The 18,024-nt window shown below is 68.4% G+C and carries 11 protein-coding genes; 7 read left to right on the forward strand and 4 right to left on the reverse strand.

Going from position 1 to position 18,024, the window contains the following annotated elements:
• Nucleotides 1-44: 44 nt before the first annotated feature.
• The 7 genes from ACQCVD_RS07760 to ACQCVD_RS07790 all read left to right on the forward strand — a co-directional run bounded on the left by ACQCVD_RS07760 (nucleotide 45) and on the right by ACQCVD_RS07790 (nucleotide 10,435).
• Complete coding sequence (locus ACQCVD_RS07760) at nucleotides 45-3,788, forward strand: nitrate reductase subunit alpha (protein ID WP_426823160.1); 3,744 nt, start codon at nucleotides 45-47, stop codon at nucleotides 3,786-3,788.
• Nucleotides 3,788-5,425 (forward strand): nitrate reductase subunit beta, encoded by a 1,638-nt coding sequence (gene narH, locus ACQCVD_RS07765; protein ID WP_426823161.1) that lies wholly within the window; start codon nucleotides 3,788-3,790, stop codon nucleotides 5,423-5,425. Before ACQCVD_RS07760 ends, narH begins: the two co-directional genes overlap by 1 nt.
• On the forward strand, nucleotides 5,422-6,114 hold the full coding sequence (gene narJ, locus ACQCVD_RS07770) for a nitrate reductase molybdenum cofactor assembly chaperone (RefSeq protein ID WP_426823162.1): 693 nt from the start codon (nucleotides 5,422-5,424) through the stop codon (nucleotides 6,112-6,114). Before narH ends, narJ begins: the two co-directional genes overlap by 4 nt.
• A 13-nt stretch (nucleotides 6,115-6,127) precedes the next feature.
• Nucleotides 6,128-6,907, forward strand: a complete 780-nt coding sequence (gene narI / locus ACQCVD_RS07775) for a respiratory nitrate reductase subunit gamma (RefSeq protein ID WP_426823163.1) — start codon at nucleotides 6,128-6,130, stop codon at nucleotides 6,905-6,907.
• 72 nt (nucleotides 6,908-6,979) lie between these two features.
• Nucleotides 6,980-7,792: a molybdate ABC transporter substrate-binding protein gene (modA, locus tag ACQCVD_RS07780; RefSeq protein WP_426823164.1), complete on the forward strand. Its 813-nt coding sequence runs from the start codon at nucleotides 6,980-6,982 to the stop codon at nucleotides 7,790-7,792.
• Entirely contained in the window at nucleotides 7,793-9,700 is a 1,908-nt protein-coding gene (locus tag ACQCVD_RS07785; protein ID WP_426823165.1) for an ATP-binding cassette domain-containing protein, read from the forward strand. It abuts the gene before it with no gap.
• Between the two features lie 15 nt (nucleotides 9,701-9,715).
• Nucleotides 9,716-10,435: a helix-turn-helix transcriptional regulator gene (locus ACQCVD_RS07790; protein ID WP_426823166.1), complete on the forward strand. Its 720-nt coding sequence runs from the start codon at nucleotides 9,716-9,718 to the stop codon at nucleotides 10,433-10,435.
• 51 nt (nucleotides 10,436-10,486) lie between these two features.
• Here the strand turns inward: ACQCVD_RS07790 and thrB are convergent, their stop codons facing one another.
• From thrB to ACQCVD_RS07810, 4 genes are all read right to left on the reverse strand, one after another.
• Nucleotides 10,487-11,416 carry a homoserine kinase gene (thrB, locus tag ACQCVD_RS07795; RefSeq protein ID WP_426823167.1) on the reverse strand — a complete coding sequence of 310 codons (930 nt, stop codon included), beginning with the start codon at nucleotides 11,414-11,416 and terminating at the stop codon, nucleotides 10,487-10,489.
• A 1-nt stretch (nucleotide 11,417) separates the two neighbouring features.
• The gene (locus ACQCVD_RS07800; protein ID WP_426823168.1) at nucleotides 11,418-12,755 is read right to left on the reverse strand and encodes a homoserine dehydrogenase; all 1,338 of its coding nucleotides are present in this window, start codon (nucleotides 12,753-12,755) and stop codon (nucleotides 11,418-11,420) included.
• Nucleotides 12,756-12,929: 174 nt separating this feature from the next.
• Nucleotides 12,930-15,302: a hypothetical protein gene (locus ACQCVD_RS07805; RefSeq protein ID WP_426823169.1), complete on the reverse strand. Its 2,373-nt coding sequence runs from the start codon at nucleotides 15,300-15,302 to the stop codon at nucleotides 12,930-12,932.
• 440 nt (nucleotides 15,303-15,742) lie between these two features.
• Nucleotides 15,743-18,004, reverse strand: a complete 2,262-nt coding sequence (locus ACQCVD_RS07810; RefSeq protein WP_426823170.1) for an ATP-binding protein — start codon at nucleotides 18,002-18,004, stop codon at nucleotides 15,743-15,745.
• Nucleotides 18,005-18,024 lie beyond the last annotated feature (20 nt).

The following is an 18,024-nucleotide window of genomic DNA, read 5'->3' on the forward strand; positions in this document are numbered from 1 at the left end:
GACAACTCCCGCTCCCCCATCCCCCTCGTGACCAAAGGATCTCCATGACCACCGCTCACCCGAAGTCCGCCACCGGGAACGACTCGACCAATCCGCTGTTCAAGTTCGGCACCTACCTGCGCCGGGGCTCCTCCGATCCCGCGGGCCAGCAGATCTTTCTGCAGGGCGGCCGTCAGGCGGACATCTTCTACCGCAACCGCTGGTCCTTCGACAAGATGGTGCGCTCCACCCACGGCGTGAACTGCACCGGGTCCTGCTCCTGGAAGGTCTACGTCAAGGACGGCGTGATCACCTGGGAGTCCCAGGCGGTGGACTACCCCGCCACCGGCTCAGACATGCCGGACTATGAGCCGCGCGGCTGCCCCCGCGGGGCCTCCTTCTCCTGGTACACCTACTCCCCCACGCGGATCCGCTACCCCTACGCCCGCGGCGCCTTGGTGGACCTCTACCGCGAGGCGAAACGGCGCACCGGGGATCCGGTCCTGGCCTGGCGGGAAATCGTGGAAAACCCCGGGAACCGGCATGCCTATGTCAGCCAACGCGGCAAGGGCGGTCTCATCCGGATCCCCTATGAAGAGGCCATCGAGATCGCCGCGGCCGCCCACGTGTACACGATCCGGGAGTACGGCCCCGACCGGATCGCCGGCTTCACCGTGATCCCCGCGATGTCCCAGATCTCCTACGGTGCCGGCACCCGGTTCCTCTCCATGATCGGCGGGGTCGCCCTGTCCTTCTACGACTGGTACGCCGATCTGCCGCCCGCCTCCCCGCAGACCTTCGGCGACCAGACCGACGTGCCCGAATCCGGTGACTGGTACAACTCCAGCTACCTGATGATGTGGGGCTCGAATATCCCGGTCACCCGCACGCCTGACTCCCACTTCATGGTCGAGGCCCGGTACAAGGGCACCAAGGTCGTGGTGGTCTCCCCCGACTTCGCCGACAGCACCAAGTTCGCCGATGAATGGATGCGCATCGCCCCCGGCACCGACGGGGCGCTGGCCTTCGCCATGGGGCACGTCATCCTCTCCGAATTCCATGTGGGCCGGCAGACACCCTATTTCCTCGACTACATGCGCAGGTACACGGACTCGCCCTTCCTGATCTCGCTGGACCAGCGCGAGGACGGCACCCACACCCCGGGAAAGTTTCTGACCGCCACCCACGCGGGTGACGACGCCCTGGCGGAGACCGCCCACGCCGGTCACCGGCTGCTGGTGATGCAGGCCGACGGCTCGGTGGTCGACCCGGGCGGCACCGTCGCGGACCGTTACGGCGAGGACGGCGTCGGCAAGTGGAACCTGCGTCTCGACGACGCCGACCCGGTGATGTCGGTCGCGGAAACCGGGACCACCGCCACCGCGGAGGTGCTCTTCCCCCGGTTCGACCTCCCGGGCGTCGCCAGCGAAGCGGGCCCCATCGGGGCGGGCGTGGTGCACCGCGGCGTGCCCGTGGCCGAGGTCAACGGGCAGTTGGTCACCACCGTCTATGACCTCATGCTCGCCCACTACGGGGTCAACCGCACCGACCTCAACCTCCCCGGAGAGTGGCCCGCTGACTTCCACGACGCCGCGGTGGTAGGCACCCCGGCCTGGCAGGAGGAGCTCACGGGTGTGCCGGCCAACGCAGCCATCCGCATCGGCCGTGAATTCGCGCAGAATGCGGTGGATTCGAAGGGCCGTTCCCAGATCATCATGGGTGCCGGCGTCAACCACTACTTCCACGCCGATTCGCACTACCGCACCTTCCTGGCGCTGACCTCGATGTGCGGCACGCAGGGGGTCAACGGCGGCGGTTGGGCGCACTACGTGGGCCAGGAGAAGCTGCGGCCGATGAACGGCTGGTCCCAGTACGCCTTCGCCCTGGACTGGCAGCGCCCGACGCGCCAGATGATCACCACCGGCTTCTACTACCTGCTCACCGACCAGTGGCGCTACGACAACACCCGGGCCGACCGGCTGGCCTCCCCGCTGGCCAACCGCGGATCGGTGGACGGCAAGATGACCTCGGACACCCTGATCGAGGCCATGAAGCGCGGCTGGATGCCCTCCTACCCGCAGTTCTCCCGCAACAATCTGCTGCTGGGCGCGGAGGCCAAGGACAAGGGCATCCCGGTCGCCGACCACATCGTCAACGAGCTGAACTCCGGGAACCTGCAGTTTGCCTGTGAGGACCCGGACGCGCCGCAGAACCAGCCGAAGATCCTGCTGAACTGGCGCACCAACCTGATGGGTTCCTCGGCCAAGGGCACGGAGTTCTTCCTGCGCCACATGCTGGGCGTGGACTCGGACGCCACCGCGCAGGAATTGGGCCCGGATGAGCGGCCCGAGTCGATCGTCTGGCGGGACCAGGCGCCCGAGGGCAAGCTCGACCTGATGCTGACCACGGACTTCCGCAACACCTCCACCACCCTGGTCTCGGATCTGGTGCTGCCCGCGGCGACCTGGTACGAAAAGCATGACCTGTCCACCACGGACATGCACCCGTTCATCCACTCCTTCAACGCCGCCATCGCCCCACCGTGGGAGGCACGCAGCGATTTCGAGGTGTTCCGGGACCTGTCGCGCTACACCTCCGAGCTCTCCCACCGCTGGTTGGGCACACAGCTGGACGTGATCGCCGCGCCCCTGGGCCATGATTCCCCGGACGAGCTGAACATGCCCGGCGGTGTCGTCCCCGATGTGGAACAGGAGGGTCTGGTCCCCGGTCGGACGATGGCCAAGCTGATCCCCGTCGAGCGCGACTACACCAAGATCCACGAGAAGTGGCTGCACCTCGGCCCGCTGACCGGGGAGAAGGGCACCGCTGTGCACGGCACCTCCTTCAACGTGGCCCAACAGGTCGAGGAGCTGGCCCTGCTCAACAGCACCGGCGAAACCGTCTCGGCCGGGGAGCGCCCGCTGCTGGACACCGCCCCGAAGGTCGCGGAGATGATCCTGCACCTGTCCGGGGTATCCAACGGCGCGGTGTCCAAGGAGGGTTTCATCAACCAGGGCACCCGCGTGGGCACGGACATGTCGGAGCTCTACACCGACGTCGAGGGCAGCCGTATCAACTGGGACATGGTCAAGGAACGCCCGGCGGAGGTGATCACCTCCCCCGAGTGGTCCGGCTCGAAGAAGGGCGGGCGCCGCTACACGGCCTTTTCCATCAACATCGAGTACGACAAGCCCTGGCACACGTTGTCCGGCCGGATGCACTACTACCTCGACCACGACTGGTTCATGGACTACGGCGAGTCGCTGCCGATCTACCGCCCGCCGCTGGACAAGCTGCACCTCAACGGTGAGGCCGGCCCCGGTGAACTGCTGACCGGGGAGTCCGGCGAGCGGGAGGTGACGGTGCGTTACCTGACCCCGCACAACAAGTGGTCGATCCACACCCAGTACTACGACAACCTGCACACCCTCTCGCTGTCCCGCGGCGGCCAGGTGATCTGGATGTCCCACAAGGACGCGGAGCAGGTCGGCATCGCCGACAACGACTGGGTCGAGGCACACAACCGCAACGGCATCGTCACCGCCCGCGCGATCGTCAGCCACCGCATCCCGGCCGGCACCGTGTTCATGCACCACGCCCAGGAACGGACCATGGGCACCCCGGTCAACGAGAAGACCGGCCGTCGCGGCGGCAGCCACAACTCCCTGACCCGGATCATGATCAAACCGCTGCACGTGGCGGGCGGCTACGGCCACCTGACCTATGGCTTCAACTACATCGGTCCCACCGGCAACAACCGCGACGAGGTCACCCGGATCCGTCGCCGCTCCCAGGAGGTTGAGTACTAATGAAGGTAATGGCACAGGTCGCCATGGTGATGAACCTGGACAAGTGCATCGGTTGCCACACCTGTTCGGTCACCTGCAAGCAGGCGTGGACCAACCGGGAGGGCATGGAGTACGTCTGGTTCAACAACGTCGAGACCCGCCCTGGCGTGGGCTACCCGCGCGGCTGGGAGGACCAGGAGAAGTGGAAGGGCGGCTGGGTCCGCACCGCCAACGGCAAGATCAAGCCGAAGGCCGGGGGACGGCTGAAGAAGCTGGCCACCATCTTCCACAACCCGAACCTGCCGGGCATCGACGACTACTACGAGCCCTGGACCTATGAGTACGAGAAGCTGATGAGCGCGCCGAAGGGCCAGCGCACCCAGCCGACGGCCCGGCCGATCTCGCAGCTCGACGGCCGCCAGATCGACAAGGTCGAGTGGTCGTCGAACTGGGATGACAGCCTCGGCGGCTCCACCACCACCCTGGACGAGGATCCGGTGCTCAAGGAGATGAACCTGACGGTGCGGAAAGAGATCGAGGACGCCTACATGTTCTATCTCCCGCGCATCTGCGAGCACTGCCTGAACCCGACGTGCGTGTCCTCCTGCCCCTCCGGTGCCATGTACAAGCGCACGGAGGACGGCATCGTCCTGGTGGACCAGGACCACTGCCGCGGCTGGCGGATGTGCGTCTCGGGCTGCCCCTACAAGAAGGTCTACTTCAACCACCACACCGGCAAGGCAGAGAAGTGCACGCTGTGTTACCCGCGCATCGAGATCGGCCAGCCGACGGTGTGCTCCGAGACGTGCGTCGGTCGGCTGCGCTACCTCGGCGTCCTGCTCTACGACGCGGACAAGGTGGCGGCGGCCGCCGCCACCGAGGACCCGCACGACCTGCTCGCCGCCCAGAAGGACCTCCTGCTGGACCCGCATGATCCCCGGGTCATCGAGGCCGCCCGGGCCGAGAACATCCCGCACTCCTGGATCGAGGCCGCCCAGCAGTCCCCGATCTGGGACCTGATCTTCACCTACGAGGTGGCCCTGCCGCTGCATCCGGAATACCGGACGCTGCCGATGGTCTGGTACATCCCACCGCTGAGCCCGATCGTGGATCAGGTCACGGCCTCCGGCAATGACGGCGAGGATGACAAGGTGTTGTTCACCGCCCTGTCCACCATGCGGATCCCGCTGGAGTACCTGGCCGGATTGTTCACCGCCGGTGACACCGTGCCGGTGGAGAGATCCCTGCGCAGACTGGTGGCCATGCGGTCCTACATGCGCGACATCAACCTGGGTGATGAGCCGCAGGAGCGGATCGCCGAAGCCGTGGGCATGACCGGAAAACAGGTCCAGGACATGTACCGGCTGCTGGCCATCGCCAAATATGATGACCGCTATGTCATCCCGACCGCCTCCCCGGAGACGCCGCGCGGGATCACCAGCCTGGACCCCTTCGGCGACGCCGACCCGACCCGGCACCTGCTCCCCCGCGACGACCTGGGCATGGGGGCTCCGACCGCCTGCACCACCGAGGGCGGTTGCGGCTGCGGCGACGACGGTGCCGCCGATGACGGGAAGGCCGGTACCGTCAGCCTGCTGTCCTGGGGGCCGGGCGAGCGTCCCGACGCCCTGTTCCCCGACCGCGGTGATGCGCGATGAGACGCACCCACACCGGCAAGCTGCCGGAGAACTTCACCCGCCCGGTGAAGTTGAGGGAGGCCCAACGCCGCAGCCTGTTCATGATGGCTTCGCTGCTGCTGGATTACCCGGCGGACAACCGTTACCTGGAGATCCTGGCGGTCACCGCAGAGCAGGCCGGGGAGCTGCCCCCGGCGGTGGCCCGGGAGCTGACGGAGTTTCTGGAGGCCGCCCGGAGACTGGGGCTGCGCGGGCTGCAGACCCACTACGTGGAGACCTTCGATCAGCGGCGGCGTTGCTCGCCGTATCTGAGCTACTACGCCGTGGGTGACACCCGCCAGCGCGGGGCCGCCATCCTGGCCTTCCGGCAGCAGCTGCAGGCACTGGGCTTCGAGTTGGCGCGGGAGGAGCTGGCCGACCACATCGGGGTCATCCTGGAGGCCGCCGCCACCGGGGACCGGAACGCCCACCGCGGGGCCACCGAGATCCTGTCCGCGCACCGCGACGGCATCGAGGTGCTGCGGGCGGCGCTCGAGCACCTGAACTCCCCCTTCGCCCACCTGGTGATCGCCCTGACCATGGGGCTGCCCGAGATCGACAAATCCACCGCCGACAGCTACCTGGAGCTCATCCGCACCGGTCCGCCCGCGGAACTGGTCGGCATCGGCACTCCGCTCCCCTTCCCGACCCATCAACCGGATCAACCCTAGAAGGAGACCCGTCATGCCCGCCTTTGAAATTTTCCTGTGGGTGGCATTTCCCTGGCTGTGTATCGCCGCCTTCGTCATCGGCATGATCTGGCGCTGGCGCACCGACCAGTTCGGCTGGACCAGCCACTCGACCCAGATCTATGAGTCCGCGCTGCTGCGGCTGTCCTCCCCGTTGTTCCACTGGGGCATGGTGTTCGTGGTCCTCGGCCACCTCATGGGCCTGGCGATCCCGAAGTCCTGGACCAGGTCGGTTGGCATCAACGACGGTGTCTACCACCTGATCGCCACCTACCCCGGCGTGGTCGCCGGCGTCGCCACGGTGCTGGGGCTGGCGGGCCTGATCTACCGCCGGGTGGTCAACCGCTCGGTGTTCCTGTCGACGTCCCGCTCGGACAAGGTGATGTACGTCTTCCTCGGCCTGGCGATCCTGAGCGGGTTCATCGCCACGGTCAGCCTGCAGCTCTTCGGCGGGCCCCACGGTTATGACTACCGGGAGACCATCTCGCCCTGGCTGCGCCAGCTGCTGATCCTCAACCCGCAGCCGGAGCTGATGGCGAACGTGCCGTGGCAGTTCAAGGTGCACGTCATCGCCGGCTTCACGATCATCGCGGTCTGGCCGTTCACCCGTCTGGTGCACGCCTTCTCCGCGCCGGTCGGCTACACCACCCGGCCATACGTGGTCTACCGTTCCCGCGACATCACCGCCCGTCCGGCCCGACGCCACGTGGCCTGGGAGCCGGTGCGCTCCAACAAGGAGCAGGTGAATAACGAGGCGCGGTGGTACGGGGCCTGAGTTGCCGTCCCCCGCTGATCACGCCGCGCTAGGCTGGGAAGTCCCGGAAAGAACTGATCAGAAAGACAGGACATGAAGCTCTCCCGTTCGCTCAGCTCCGCCATCGCCGTGCTCAGCGCCGGCACGCTGCTCGCCGCCTGTGCCCCGGACAACGAGGCCCCCAGCGAAGCGCCCCCCGCCGGCACCTCGACTGCCACCGACGGCGCGGAGTCCGGGGAGAGCGCCGAGGCCACGGAACTGACTGTGCTGGGCGCGGCGTCCACCCGCGTGGCCAACGAGCAGCTGTCCGGACTCAGCGAACAGCATCTGGAATTCGTCAACGCCGGTTCCTCCACCCTGGTCCAGCAGCTGGCCGACGGCTCCCCCGGGGACGTGCTGCTGACCGCCGACCGGGAGTCCATGGACCGCGCCGTCGAGGAGGGCGTGGCCGCCGATCCGGTCGCCTTCGCCACCAACTCCATGGTCATGGTCGTGCCCGCGGGCAACCCGGCCGGGATCACCGGCGTCGACGAGTCGCTGGAGGGCGCCAACGTAGTGCTCTGTGATCCGCAGGTGCCCTGCGGCAACGTCTCCGAGCAGATCATGGCCGACGAGGGGATCGAGATCGAGCCCGTCAGCCTGGAGCACTCCGTCTCCGACACCCTGGGCAAGGTCGCCTCCGGGGAGGCCGACGCCGGCTGGGTCTACCGCACCGACGCCCAGGCCGCCGGCGACGCCGTCGAGGTCTTCGAGATCCCGGGCGCGGATAAGGTGCCCAACACCCTCTATGCCGCCGTCACCGCCGGCACCGGGCACCCGGAGCAGGCCCGGGAGCTAGTGGAGCTGATTACCAGCGGGGAGATGGCCCAGGTCTGGGAAGACAACGGTTTCACCCCGGCCCGGTAGATGAGCACCGCCCCTCGCCCCGCCCCCGCGCGGGTCCCCTGGCCGGTCACCCTGGTGGCCGGCATCGCCATTGTCGTCATCGCCGGCCCGGTCATCGCCCTGGCGGGCCGCGTCCCCTGGCCGCGCTTCACCGAGGTGCTGCGGGAGCCGGCGACCGCGGAGATGCTCAGCGTCACCCTCTACGCCGCGGTGCAGTCCACGATCATCACCCTGCTGCTGGGTGTGCCGCTGGCGGTGTGGCTGTCCACCCTGCGCCGCGGCGCAGGCGCGGTCCGGCTGCTGGTGCTCCTCCCCCTGGCGATGCCGCCCGTGGTCGCCGGCCTGGCGCTGACCGCCGCGATCGGCAACCGCGGTCTGCTCGCCCCGCTACTGGACGTCCCGGGCCTCCAGTTCGCCTTCGCCTTCCTCGGGGTCGTCGCCGCGCACGTGTTCATCACCCTGCCCTACGTGGTGGTCGCCGTGGAGGCCAGCCTGCGCCAGATCGACCACGAGATCCTGGCCTCGGCGGCCGGGGTGGGGATGACGCCGGCTGAGATCCTGCGCAAGATCACCCTGCCGGCCATCGCCCCGGCCATCGGCACCGGCGGCGGCCTGGCGCTGGCCCGCTCCCTCGGCGAGTTCGGCACCACCTTGACCTTCGCGGGTTCCATGCCCGGTGTCACCCGCACGATGCCGCTGGGCATCTACCTGGAACGGGAGGTCGATCCCGGCGGCGCCTACGTACTCGCCGCGGTGCTGATCGTCCTGGCGGTGGTGGCGCTGGCCCTCGCCGGACTGCCGACGGTGCTCCGCCGTACACCTGCCCCTGCCGCGCGAACCCTCGGCGATTTCGACGCCGCGCGGATCCGTCAGCTGTGCCGCCCCACGGTCGGGCCCGCGGTCACCCACGAGGCCGAGGGGGTGTGCACCCGCTTCCCCGCCGGGGCCACCACCGCGGTGATCGGCCCCAACGGTTCCGGCAAGACGACGATGGTCGGCACGGTTGCGGGCCGGTTGCGCGGCGCCCGGATCCGGGTGGGCGAGCGAGAGGTCGACGGCGCCCGTTTCATCCCGGCCCGGGAACGCGGCGTGGTGCTGCTGACCCAGCGTCCGGGACTGCCGCGGACCACCACGGTCGCCGGGGCCGTCACGATGGTCACCCGCTCGAAGGAGCTGACCGGGCAGCTCCTGGACGCGGCGGGGCTGAGTCCGCTCGCCGACGTCCCCGTGCCCGCACTCTCCGGCGGCCAGGCCGCCCAGGTGGCCCTGGTCCGGGCGCTGGGAGCCCGACCTGAGGTGCTGATCCTCGACGAACCCCTGGCGGCCATCGACGTCGCCGCGACCGCCCGCTGGCGCCGGCTGCTGCGCAGCACCGCGGCCGACCGAACCACCATCATGGTCACCCACGACCCGGTGGACATCGCGGGACTGGCCGATCATCTGGTGGTGCTGGAACGCGGGGCGACCGTCGCCCAGGGCCCGCCCGCGGAGCTGCTGGCCGTCCCGCCGACCTCCTTCGTGGCGGCACTGGCGGGAGTCAACCGCGTCCCGGGAATGATTTCCGCTATCGGAAGCGACACGGTTAACATCAACGCAGACGGTCAGGTGGTCACCGGCGTGGCAGATCCGGGCGCGGAACTCCGCGTCGGCGAGCACGCGGTGGCCACCATCGACCCGGCGGCCACCACTCTCCGGCTGCCCGGCGTGGTTGCCCGGGATTCCGCCCGGAACCTCTGGCGGGGTACGGTCGTTGAACTTGCAGCCGCCGGACGTACCCAGGTGGACGTCACGGTGCGGCTGGGTCAGGCGACCACCGTCCTCGTCCCGGTCACCCACGCCTCGGCGGTGGATCTGGACCTGCAGCCCGGAACGCAGGTGGAGTGCGTGACCAAGGCGCTGTCCGTGCGCGTCCACCCCCGAGCCCACTGAATTGGATAGGAAACCATGACCCCGCCCCAGCCGCCGCGCCCCGCCACCGAGCTCTTCCCGGACTCGCTCCGGCTGAGCCCCAAGCAGCGCGAGGTGCTGGCCGTCCTCCAGGAGTTCCCGGCCGGTGCCCGGGCCGCCGAGGTGGCGGCGAAGCTCGGCATGCACGTCAACACCGCCCGCGGCCACCTCGAGGAACTGCTGGTCCAGGAGGCGGTGCGCACGGTGACGGCCCCCGCGAAGGGACGGGGCCGGCCCTCCCTGATCTTCCAGGTCCGGGTGCCGGACAACCGGGCGGTGGCCCACGAGTACATCTCGCTGATCGAGGTGTTGGTTTCCTCCCTCGGCGATCCGGACCACCCGGATGCGGAGTCGCTGGAACGGGCCCGGGCGATCGGCAAGCAGTGGGCGCAGCACATGGCGGTCAACGGCCAGAACTGGACCACCCTGGACGATGCCCTCGAACCACTCTTCCAACGGCTGCGCGACATGGGCTTCGACCCCTCGCTGAACGAGGACCCGGCCGACGCCGCCGAAGGCGAACACACGGCGGACCTCTCGCTGTACAGCTGCCCCTTCGTGGCCGGAAACCTACGCCCCTCCCCCTTCGTCTGCGCGATCCACGAGGGTTTCATCCGGCAGGTGGTCGGCGGAAACGGCCCGGTCCGGGTCGATCTGAAGCCCTTCTCCGAGGAAGGCCGGTGCACGGTCCGGCTGAGCGAACCGGAGACCGGTTAGAAACGGGGAAGGCGGGGCCGGCGGCATCGCCCCGGCCCCGCTGCCGCGCCGTCAGACGTGGGAGACCTCGACACTGACGCGGTCAGCGACCGCCAGTTCCAGGACGCGCAGTCCCGCCTCGCGGGCGGCGTCCAGGATCTCCTCCTGCACGGGGTCCTGGGACAGCACCATGACGGTGGGGCCGGCGCCGGAGAGGTAGGCGGCATAACCGCGGTTGCGGAGCCGGTTGATCCATTCCGCGGTCACGGGCAGCACATCGGCCCGGTAGGGCTGGTGCAACCGGTCGCGGGTGCCCTCCCAGAGCAGCTCCGGGTGGTTCTGCAACGCCACCGTCATCACGGCGGCCCGGGAGACGTTGAAGCGGGCGTCGGTGTGCGTGACGTGGCTCGGCAGCACCCGACGCACGGCCTGGGTGGAGGCGTGGAAGTCCGGGACCAGGGCGGTGGCCCGGATCGACTCATGCACCGGGACGGTCACGGCCCGGTAGGACGGCGTGCTGCGGCCGTCCACCGGGATCTCGGTCCAGGAGACCACCGCGCTGCCGAGCACGGAGGCGGCGGCATTGTCCGGGTGCCCCTCGAAGGCCGAGGAGAGCTGGACCACCTGGTCGTCCGTCAGCGGGAAGCCCGCCAGGCCATTGGCGGCGACCACGCCCGCCACCGCCGCAGCGGCCGAGGAGCCCAGGCCCCGGGAGTGCGGGATGTTGTTGTGGCAGACCACCCGCAGCCCCGGGGCGTTGGCGTCAGCCGCGGTCAGCCCCTGCCGGATGGCCTTGACCACCAGGTGGGAGCCGTCGAGCGGCACCTCGCCCTCGCCTTCGCCGAAGACCTCGATGTCCAGCCCGGATGCGGTGACCTCGACCTCGACGGTGTCGTAGAGGCTGAGTGCCAGGCCGAGGGTGTCGAAGCCGGGGCCGAGGTTCGCGGATGACGCCGGCACCCGGATCTTGACCCGGGTGCCTACCTCCAGATCAATCGCCATATCACTGGTCCTCGAGGCGGATGACGCTGTTCACGGCCTTCACGATGTCCGTGCCCTTGAGCTTCTCCACCGTCTCGGACAGCTTGGCCTCGGCGGCGGTGTGGGTGACCACGATCAGGCGGGCGTGCTCACCGGACTCCTCCTGGCGCACGGTGCGTAGGGAGATCCCCTCGGCGGCGAAACGGCTGGCGACCTCCGCCAGCACACCGGCGCGGTCCACGACCTCCATGTCGATGTGGTAGCGGGTGGAGACCTCACCGAACTGCGCGATCGGCAGGTCGGCGTAGGTGGAGTCCCCCGGGGCGCGGCCGCCGTGGACCTTGTTGCGGGCGGCACCGACGATGTCACCGAGCACGGCGGAGGCGGTCGGGTTGCCGCCGGCACCGTTGCCGTAGAACATCAGGCGGCCAGCGGCCTCGGCCTCGACGAAGATGGCGTTGAAGGACTTGCTGACGGAGGCCAGGGGGTGCTCCCGGGAGATCAGCGTCGGGTGGACGCGGGCGGAGATGGACTGCTTGCCCTCGGCATTGGTGATGCGTTCACAGATGGCCAGCAGCTTGATGGTGTAACCGGCCTTCTTCGCCGCCTCGATGTCATTGGCGGAGATCTTGGTGATGCCCTCGCAGTAGACGTCATCAGCGGTCACGCGGGTGTGGAAGGCCAGGGAGGCGAGGATGGCTGCCTTGGAGGCGGCGTCATAACCCTCGACGTCGGCGGTCGGGTCCGCCTCTGCGTAGCCGAGCTCGGTGGCCTCGGCCAGCATGTCGTCGTAGTTGGCGCCGGTGGAATCCATGGCGTCGAGGATGAAGTTGGTGGTGCCGTTGACGATGCCCGAGACGGACTCGATCTGGTCACCGGCCAGGGAGCGGCGCAGCGGGCCGACCACCGGGATCGCGGCGGCGACGGCGGCCTCGAAGTAGAGGTCGACGTTGGCGGCGTCGGCGGCGTCGGAAAGCTCCGCGGCGTGGGCGGCCACCAGGGCCTTGTTGGCGGTGATGACGGACTTGCCGGCCTTGAGGGCGGCGAGCACGAGTTTGCGCGGGTAGTCGATGCCGCCGATGACCTCGACCACCAGGTCGACGTCGTCCCGCTCGATCAGAGCGGTGGCGTCATCGGTGAGCAGTTCCTCGGCGATGGAGCCGCGGTGCTTCTCCTTGTCTGAAACGGCCACACCCTTGAGCTCAAGCGGACCGCCGATGCGCTGGGTGAAGTCCTCGGAGTATTCGTACATCAGGCGCACGACTTCCGTGCCGACGGTACCGTGCCCCAGAATGGCGATACCGACGGGCTCTCCCACGCCCTTGCCGGGGTTATAAGTGCTCTGAGCTGTCGTGGTCATATCTCTCCAGAATCGGGGGTAAACATCGGTGTCCACCCGCTGCCGGATGCAACGGGCACATGTCTGGCGATTGTAGCTTTCAGCTCTCAATCCGGCCGGACGGGGTGGGCAGGTCACACCCGGTTCGGGTACCGGGCGGCTGACCACCACCGCTCCACTATAGACAAAGCTGTCTTATTTGTCCCCTTCGCCCCGGCTCGGTGAGAGGAGCCCGGACGGTCCACCGGCCACGAACTGCGGCTCGGGGCCGTCCGCCGGGATGCGGATGCTCCGGGACGCCGGTTGCCCGGTGTCATCCTCCGCGCTGAGGAGGATCGTCGCGTACGTGGCACGGCCCACCGGCAGGACCCGGGCGGTCACCGTGCCGTCAGCCGTGTCCAGCACCTCCCGGAGCTTCCGGTGCAGTTCCGCGTCAGCCGTCGGCTGTGGTGCGGGATCGGCCCCGTCGGTGTCGCTGCGGTCATCGCGCAGCCGGACCGTGGTCCCCCGTTCCCGGGCCCGCCACACCGCCCGGTTGGTCTCCGCCCGGTCGAAGGCCGGGGAACGGATGGCGTCCCGGATCCGCAGCTCCAGCAGGAAGGCCCAGCATTGCCGGCGGCGGGCCGGCAATGCGTCATCCTGCACCACCGCCAGCTGGGAATTGAGCCAGGCGGTGAAATTCCGCAGATAGCTGCGCTGCGTGGTCGCCACCATCAGGTCCGTGGTGCGCTCCCCCTCCGCACGGACCCCTGCCGCGAGGGACGCCGTGAGTTTCCGGTACCCCAACGTGAGGATGACGGCGGGCAGCACCAGCATCATCCACCGGACGACCATCCTGCCGATGGTCACGTACTCCTCCGTGGGGCCACCCCGGGCCAGCAGCCAGAGAGTGGCCAGGCCGACGACGCTGAGCACCAGAGCGAAGACGGGACGGTTACGGATCGCCAGGAAGGAACACATCACCGCGAACACGGAGAGGTACCAGACGTGTGGCCAGTCGGAAGCCACGGGCAGACCCTCCCACGTCGCGGTCCAACCGAAGCCGTAGATGGCGATCACCGCCACCACCGTCTCGCGCAACGGTAGGCGCTCGCTGTTCCCGCGCACCATGGCCCACAAGGCCACCGCCAGCAGTCCCATCTCCAGGACGAACCACAACGGCGCGCCGGAGTGGTCCTGCGTCATGCCCTTCAGAAGATAGATCGAGAACGCGAGGACCCCGAACACCGGGGTCAGGGTCCGCCCGATCTCGAAGCCGTTCCGGTGTTCCTCCACCTCGGGCAGCGGCACGTGGCGGGTGCTTCCCTGGCTGTCACGGTGCCAGCCGAGCAGCACACGCGTGCCCTCCGCGACGGAGGAGTCCACGTCGGCGAATCCGCCCGGGGAGGCCGCCATCCGCCCCAGTACCGAGACGCGCAACCCGGCGCGGTCCGGATCAGTGTCCTCCAGCCGGAATCCCGGCCCCTGGTCGATGATCTCCAGTTCCAACCCGTCGAAGGAACCGGACTGGCCGGTGATGATCTCCAGTCGCGCCCACCGCTGCGCACCCGGGGCGTGCCGGAGGCAATTGTGCAGCGTCTCGGCCGCGGCGTCACCGAGCATGTCGAGTGTCACCGTCGGTATGCCGTGTCCGGTGGGGATCTCCTCGGGAACCTCGATCCGGAGTCCTGGATCGATGCCCCACAGGATCTCCTGCAGCTGCCGGAGAGCGAGAGGGGCAGGAAGGCCCATCGCCGACGTTGCCGCATCATTCCCGTCCGTATCGGTCGGCAGCGCCTTCGCCAGGTCGGCCCGGGACCCGCCGTCCATTCCGGTGCGGATCATCGTCAGGTAGTGGAGAACCTGGTCGTGCAGGAACCCCAGCACCCGACTCTCCAGTCCCATCAGCGCCGAGGAGCTGGCAGCCTTGCGCGCCTCCCGGTACTGCCGGGTGGCAGCCCGGTCAATCCGGATGGCGGCCATCCGCGCCGCGTGGGTGAGCAGGATATACGGCATGAGCGTCACCATCGCCCACACCGCCTCCACCAGGTGGGCATACGTCAACGGAAAGCCCTCACTGACCCCGTTGATCACCCCGAACAAGGGAAGTACCACCAGCAGACTGATCCGTTCCGGAAGCACCAGCACGAGCAGCGTCAACGGCGCCGCCCCGAGGGCATCGAGAACCATCGGCTCCAGAGATGAGAAGTCCTCCAACGTCACCGCCAGTGGCTCCAAGAGGACCAGGAGCAGGTAGACGGCAGCGACGAACCGCAGAATCCGCCGGTAGGACGCCAGGCGGTGGCGGTACGCCGCGTAGAAGAGCAGCAGACAGCAGGCCAGCAGCAGTAGCCACACCCAGGTCGCCGGCTCGAGGATCGCGCCCGCACCGACCCAGTCCCACACCATCCAGCGCGTGTCCACGGCCAAAAGCACACCGATCCAGTAGACGGCCCCGATGAGAGTGGCGGTGCGCAGCAGCGCCAGGGTGGCGGTGCGGCTGCGGCGGAACTGCTTCTCGGCTTCCTCGGTCAGCTGCCCCTTATGCCGTAACGGAGCTGGAGCAAACAGCTCCTCGGGTGGGGTCATGCCGTGGGGCTCCCGGGGCGGGGGACATTGGCCGGGCCGTGGTGGTGCGCCAGGAACCCCATCGAGACCGGGCCGGCGGTGCCGCAAGCCTGAGGTGCCACACCCGCCCCTTGTCCGCACATTCTTCTCATCCCGAATCTCACCACAAATAATCCCGACGCTAATTTTTATTGGATTTTCCAGACAAAATAAACCATAAACAACGGACAATGCCCGGGCAACCGACCAAAACAGGTTTGATCATACCTTTAACCTGTGCCTTCCCCCTCTGGCACCAGGCATTCCGTGCCATGACATCACCGCGGAAAATGCTGTTCTCGTGCGAAATTCCGTCTTTCCGATCCCCATCCGGTCTTCAATTCTCACCCGGCAAAAGTATGGGAACCGGGCACGGAAGAGGTTGTGCCCCATCACCCCCACCATCCGCGTGGATCGCCGGGTCATTCCACGTCTATCTGTTGCAGTTCCCCACCGCCACTGGCCACCAGGGAGGCCCAGCGGTCACGGCCGGGAGGCAGGATGCGGGCGGTTATGGTGACACCGTCCGTGTTCGCCTGCCTGGTCAGCAACTCAATCAACTCCCGCCGCACCTGCACCAGCCGCTCGTCATCAACATTGTGTTCGCCGCGGTAGTCCAGCAGCCGGACCCGCAGGCCCCGGGCCCGGGCGTCCCACACGGCCCGGTTGACGGCGACCGTGTCAAAACCCGGCGACCGGATGGAGTCCCGGAGACGCTGTTCCAGCAACGCGGCGTTGGACCTGCGTACCTGGGCCGCAAGATCAGGTGACAGAGCCTCGGTGACCTGGCGCCGCAGCCAAACGGTGGAGTCGGCGACGAAGCGGGTCCGGGTGGCCAGCAGTTCAGCCGCCAACGTCCGGTTCCGGTTCAGTTCCAGCGCCAGCGGCAGTCCGCTGGTGGTCAGCCTGATCATCCGGGGAATCAGCACCGCGACCAGCAATACGGTGCTCATCGGGATGATCTGCGCGGCCCCGGCGGCCGATCCCGCCAGGTCCATCTCCCCCGGCAACTCCGCCGCGGCCAACCCCAGCAACCACACCAGCAGTGAGGTCCCCGCCCGGTCGCGGAGCGCCAGGTAGCTGCACAGCAGGACAAACACCCAGGGGAACCAGGCCTGCGGCCAGGACCTGGCGGGTTCACTGAATTCACTGCCGGCGGCCACGAAGAAGACGAGGATGGCCGTGGCCGCGATGACCGTGCTTCTTGCCGGCAACCGGAGCGTGTCCCCGGTGACCAGCGCCCCGAGCGCCACGGCGGCGCTCCCCAGCGCGAGGATCAGGAGCTGCGGCTGGAGGTGCACGTTGTTCAGGCTGAGTCCCACGAACACCAGCCAGGCGAGCACGGCGTAGCGGGGGCGGAACACCCGGCCGATGCCCACCAGCTCATAGACCTGCGGGATGATGACCCCGGGGGCGTCAGGGACGACGGCCGCCGGGCCGGTGACCGACCAGCTCAGCTCCACTGTGGTGCCGTCCCCGGGGTGGCTGTCCAGTACCATGTCGCCGCCGTCGACGGCCTTCATCCTGCCTTCCATGGATACCCGGACCCCGGCCCTTCCAGGCGGTATCTCAGACATCCCGAAGCCCGGCCCCTCATCCCGGACGACGATGCGCACCCGGGTGCAGGATTCCGCAGCCACCTCCACCTCGATGGTCAGGGAGGCGGGCGCGCCCGGTGCGTGCCGCAGGGTGTTCGCGGCGGCCTCAAGCGCGGCGTCATGCAACGCGGCGGCGGCCTCAGCCGGGATATCGACGGCTGCCGGAATGTGATCAGGGGTGGTGAGGATGATTCCGGGGGCGGTCCCCGGGGCCTGTTCGACCAGCTCTGCCACCACCTCCCCCACCGGGATCCGGGCTCCCGTTTCCGGGGCGTGGAGGGTTAGGACGTCCTCCCGCAGGGTGCGGTCCCCGACGTCGAGCACCCCATTGCTGATTCCGTTGAGAAAGGTCAGGACCCGGTCATGGAGGTACCCGAGGAAGTGGGTTTCCATCGCCGCCAGCGCCTTGGTCCGCGCCGCCCGGAGAGCTCGGCGACGGGCCCGCCGGACCACGTCGTCCAGCACCTGCGTGGTGGCCCGGCTGGATTGCAGCAGCATGAGAAACGGGACCAGGAGCAGTTCCGCGTGGGCGATCTCCAGCACCGTGTTCAGCCCCAACGGTGTCCCCAGGTTGAACGTGACCGCGGCGGCGATCACCACCGCGGCAACCGGGGTGGCGAGCGCGATCGGCAGAACCGTGGCCAACATGGCCACCGGCAGACCGGCGAAGTCCCCGAGGAAGCTGCCGGCCAGTGGAGAACTCCCGGTCGCCAGAATAAAACCGATGTGGATGACGAGCACGAGGCAGAAACTCCCGCCACCGGCCAGCAGGGACAGAAAATAGCAGCGCCGGCGGTGGACCACTGCAGCAGCGACCACCAGGCCCGCCACGATGATGAACCACAACCACACGACCTGCTGGGCAGGGTGACTGAGCCCCAGGGTGATCCGGCCGAAGATCAGATAGATCAGCCAGGGAATCGCGGTGGCCAGCGCGATGACCCGCGACAGCGCCAGGGAGACAGTGCCGAATTCCCGGAACTGCCGTTCCACTTCCGGCGCCAGTTCAGCGGTGTGGCGCAACGGCGCCGCCGCGAAAAACCTCTCCGAAAGCTCTGCGCTCGACGACGCTGCCTGCTCGTTCACCGTGGGGCTCACCTGCTCGG

The sequence above is a fragment of the Corynebacterium halotolerans genome, assembly GCF_050107895.1.
GTDB lineage: Bacteria > Actinomycetota > Actinomycetes > Mycobacteriales > Mycobacteriaceae > Corynebacterium > Corynebacterium halotolerans_B.

Bases quoted from the DNA above. Each gene is read 5' to 3' on its own strand.
- ACQCVD_RS07760 (WP_426823160.1), top strand. From the start codon at position 45: ATGACCACCGCTCACCCGAAGTCCGCCACCGGGAACGACTCGACCAAT.
- narH (WP_426823161.1), top strand. From the start codon at position 3,788: ATGAAGGTAATGGCACAGGTCGCCATGGTGATGAACCTGGACAAGTGC.
- narJ (WP_426823162.1), top strand. From the start codon at position 5,422: ATGAGACGCACCCACACCGGCAAGCTGCCGGAGAACTTCACCCGCCCG.
- narI (WP_426823163.1), top strand. From the start codon at position 6,128: ATGCCCGCCTTTGAAATTTTCCTGTGGGTGGCATTTCCCTGGCTGTGT.
- modA (WP_426823164.1), top strand. From the start codon at position 6,980: ATGAAGCTCTCCCGTTCGCTCAGCTCCGCCATCGCCGTGCTCAGCGCC.
- ACQCVD_RS07785 (WP_426823165.1), top strand. From the start codon at position 7,793: ATGAGCACCGCCCCTCGCCCCGCCCCCGCGCGGGTCCCCTGGCCGGTC.
- ACQCVD_RS07790 (WP_426823166.1), top strand. From the start codon at position 9,716: ATGACCCCGCCCCAGCCGCCGCGCCCCGCCACCGAGCTCTTCCCGGAC.
- thrB (WP_426823167.1), bottom strand. From the start codon at position 11,416: ATGGCGATTGATCTGGAGGTAGGCACCCGGGTCAAGATCCGGGTGCCG.
- ACQCVD_RS07800 (WP_426823168.1), bottom strand. From the start codon at position 12,755: ATGACCACGACAGCTCAGAGCACTTATAACCCCGGCAAGGGCGTGGGA.
- ACQCVD_RS07805 (WP_426823169.1), bottom strand. From the start codon at position 15,302: ATGACCCCACCCGAGGAGCTGTTTGCTCCAGCTCCGTTACGGCATAAG.